At 51.8% G+C, this 3,777-nt stretch carries 3 protein-coding genes; 2 read left to right on the plus strand and 1 reads right to left on the minus strand.

Annotated features, from left to right (window positions below):
* Positions 1–129 precede the first annotated feature (129 nt).
* A complete protein-coding gene (locus GWG06_RS30300) occupies positions 130–1,068 on the minus strand; it encodes a helix-turn-helix transcriptional regulator (protein ID WP_160718172.1) in 939 nt (312 codons plus the stop codon).
* Between the two features lie 148 nt (positions 1,069–1,216).
* On the opposite strand from GWG06_RS30300, the gene GWG06_RS30305 reads away from it, so the two are divergent.
* Entirely contained in the window at positions 1,217–1,426 is a 210-nt protein-coding gene (locus tag GWG06_RS30305) for a hypothetical protein (RefSeq protein ID WP_127034314.1), read from the plus strand.
* Between the two features lie 9 nt (positions 1,427–1,435).
* On the plus strand, positions 1,436–3,640 hold the full coding sequence (locus GWG06_RS30310) for an ATP-binding cassette domain-containing protein (RefSeq protein ID WP_160718173.1): 2,205 nt from the start codon (positions 1,436–1,438) through the stop codon (positions 3,638–3,640).
* Positions 3,641–3,777: the final 137 nt, after the last annotated feature.

Raw genomic sequence — 3,777 nt, forward strand, 5'->3', positions numbered from 1 at the left:
TTTGGAATTTTGAGATTTTATAAATGCAGCGAAGAAACAAGCAAAGATCTTCGCTGCATTTATAAAATCTCAAAATTCCAAAATCCGTAAATCCCTAAATCTCCAATGAAATCTCAAATAACCAAATAACTAAATAATTAAATGGCTTGGTGGGTAGCCGAAGTGTTTTCTGAAGGCGCGGGTGAAGCTGTAGGGTTCGGCGTAACCGATGGTGTAGGCGGTTTCCAGAACGTTGTAGTTGTTGTTCAGGAGGAGTTGGCGGGCATAATTCATTTTCAGTTCATTGAGGTAGCCGAATACGGTGGTGCCGAACAGTTCTTTAAATCCTTTTTTCAGTTTGAACTCATTAAGACCGCTTTCACGCGCCACCTGGTGCAGTGTGAAGGGTTCAAGCATGTGTTGTCTGACAAAAGCTCTGGCAGCGTGCAGCCGGTCGGTATCAGCGGGGGAGAGCCTGGCAGGGCTGATTCCTTTCAGGCTTTCTGCCTGTTCTGCCTGGAAAAGGAAAAGCTCCACAATCTTTGATTCCAGGAAAAGCTGCCGCATGTTGCCGGAGTAGCTGCAGCCGGCAATATCGCGTATCAGGGCCAGCTGCCGCCCGGTAATATTCATGGGCATGGAGGCGATGTCGGCTGATTTTCCGGCGCTCACCTTGTCCCAGAAACGTTTCAGGCAGTCCATATCTTCCATATAGAGGCGGCTGAAAAAAGATTCTTCCAGGATGACGCCGAAGTTACTGATGCGCGGGCTGTTGAGCAGGTAGTAACCTTCGAATGCCGGCATATAACTCATGATATGTTGTTGCCCTTTTATCATGTAGCTGCCGTCATTTTCGGGGAGGGAGCCGGTATCTCCTTCCAGTGAGAAGTACATGGCCAGCACAGGTTTTTCCAGTTTCTCCTTCATTCTCACAGCCTGGTTCTGCTGACTCTGCGCAAAAAACAGGGAAGCGCCCGGAAGGTGATCTTCCTTGAACAGGATGCGGCTGCTGGCGCCCTGGTCATCCACATAATGAAATTCACGGCCGCCCTGTGCGAACAGCCATGGGTTCAGATCCTTTTTGCTCATATGTCAGATGGGAATAAGGCGTACAAGTTAGTGCTTTTTACCGGAACGCTGAAGGCGCTGTATGGAAAATCCGTTGCTGCGGGTTGAAAATCCGGCTATGAGGGTTCGCTTTTTTGCGGCTGCCCGAATTTTGCGTAAAACTTGTTTTATGATAGAAGTTTTTTCGACAAATGTTATCCAACGATCGGATGCCGCGAGGCTGGAAGCGTTGCTGGCAGAAGCGCTCCCGGGATGCTCCTTTAATTTCGACCTGGAAGACTGCGACCGCATCTTCCGTATCCAGTCTGACCGGGATGTAACGGAAGAAGTGATATCCTTGTTTCGTCGTCACCATTTTACCTGTTCTGTACTTTCCTAAATCTGAACTATGCAGCAAACCTTTATTGAAATCAGGGGGGCGCGGGCAAACAATCTGAAGAATGTTTCCCTGCGTATTCCCCGCGGTGGCATCACCGTATTCACCGGTGTTTCCGGCTCCGGCAAATCATCTATCGCCTTCGAAACCATTGGTGCTGAAGCGCGGCGGCAGTTGAATGAAACCTTCACCACCTTTGTGCAGAATTTCCTGCCAAGAACGAAAAAGCCTGATGCCGATGCCATTGAGAACCTCTCTACCGCCATTGTTATCGATCAGAAGAGGATCGGCGGCAATTCCCGGTCTACCGTAGGTACCATTACGGATATATCGTCTCTCTTCCGGCTGCTGTTTTCCCGTGCAGGGCAGCCTTATGCCGGCTACTCCAATGCATTTTCATTCAATGACCCCGCCGGTATGTGCCCGGCCTGCAACGGGCTGGGGCAAAGGGTGGAAGCAGACCAGGAGGCGATATTCGATAAAAGCCGTTCCCTGAACGAAGGCGCTATCCTGTTTCCTGCATTTGCCGTAGGTACGTGGTACTGGCGTACCTATGAGCAGTCCGGGCTGTTTGATGCGGACAAAAAGCTGGAAGACTATACACCGGAAGAATGGAGTGCGCTGCTGTACGGCCGGGAGCCGGAAGGGGTGGTAGAAAAGTTTACCCGGCTGTATATTAAGCGGGATACCAGCGCGCTGGCAGCGTCTACCCTCACCAACCTGGAAAGGTATATGCGTTACGGCGCCTGCGAAGTATGCCAGGGCGCCAGGCTCAATGAGGCTGCGCTCAGCTGCCGGATCAACGGATATAATATTGCCGATTTCGCCGCGATGGAAATCACGGAGCTGATACCGCATATACAGCAGATTACCGATCCGGCGGCAGCCACGCTGGTACCCGCCATCACCGCCCGCCTGCAGCACCTGGCAGATATCGGGCTGGAGTACCTGAGCCTCAGCCGGGAAACAACTTCGCTGTCCGGCGGCGAATCGCAGCGTATCAAAATGGTGCGGCACCTGGGCAGCAGCCTTACAGAAACTATTTACATCTTCGACGAGCCGAGCATCGGACTGCATCCGCGCGATGTGCACCGCCTGAATGAAATGCTGCGCAAGCTGTGCGACAAAGGCAATACCCTGCTGGTAGTAGAGCACGATCCGGAAGTGATCAGAACAGCAGATCATATCGTGGACGTAGGCCCTCATGCCGGTGCACGCGGCGGTGAAATTGTTTACGAAGGTAATGTGGAAGGACTGCTGAAAGCACCCACGCTCACCGGACAATACATGAACCGCGCGCTTCCCATGAAGCAGCAATACCGCCACGCCACCGGACATATTCTCATCGCAGACGCCACGCTTCACAACCTGAAAAATGTAACCGTGCAGGTACCTGTTGGTATATTCACCGTCATTACCGGGGTGGCGGGTTCCGGCAAAAGTTCGCTGATCAACGGAGAGCTGTTATCGCGCTGCCCCGGCGCCATCAGCATCGATCAGTCGGCAGTAAGTACCAATATCCGCTCCAATCCTGCTACTTATACCGGTATCATGGACGACATCCGCCGGCTGTTTGCAAAAGAGAATAAGGTAAGCGCCTCCCTGTTCAGCTACAATTCCAAAGGCGCCTGCGCTGCCTGTGAAGGGCTGGGATTTATTTATACCGACCTCGCCTTTATGGAGGCCATCCGCACACCCTGTGAAACCTGCGGTGGTAAAAGGTTCAGCGCTGAAGTACTCGCCTACCGGCTGAAAGGCAAATCGATCGCCGAGGTACTGGAGATGACCGTACTGCAGGCCCTGCAGTTCTTTGAAAAGAAGGAACTGAAGAAACGCCTGCAGGCCATACATGATGTGGGCCTGGACTACCTGACCCTCGGCCAGCCACTGAGTACACTCTCCGGCGGAGAATGCCAGCGCATCAAACTCGCCGGCGAACTGCACAAACGGGGAAGCATATACGTACTGGATGAACCCACTACAGGACTGCATATGTCTGATGTCGAACACCTGCTCGCCATTATGGATCACCTGGTAGACGGTGGTAATACCGTCATCGTTATTGAACACAACGTAGATGTAATCAGGAATGCAGACTGGGTAATAGATATGGGGCCGGAAGGCGGCAGTAAAGGCGGCCAGGTAATTTTTGAAGGCCGGCCCGCCGACCTGCTGCATTGCGGGGAATCACTGACGGGAAGCTATCTGAGAAGATAATTACGAATTGCGAATCATTGGTGTCCGGTAAAAATCAGACCTACTACAAGAAAAAAGGGGGCAATTGCCCCCTTTTTTTGGTAGATTTAAGTTACCACACTTTAAAATACCATGAATAAAGGTACTTATTTTACCGG

Origin of the sequence: Chitinophaga solisilvae (genome assembly GCF_009928525.1) — a bacterium.
Classification (GTDB): Bacteria; Bacteroidota; Bacteroidia; order Chitinophagales; family Chitinophagaceae; genus Chitinophaga; species Chitinophaga solisilvae.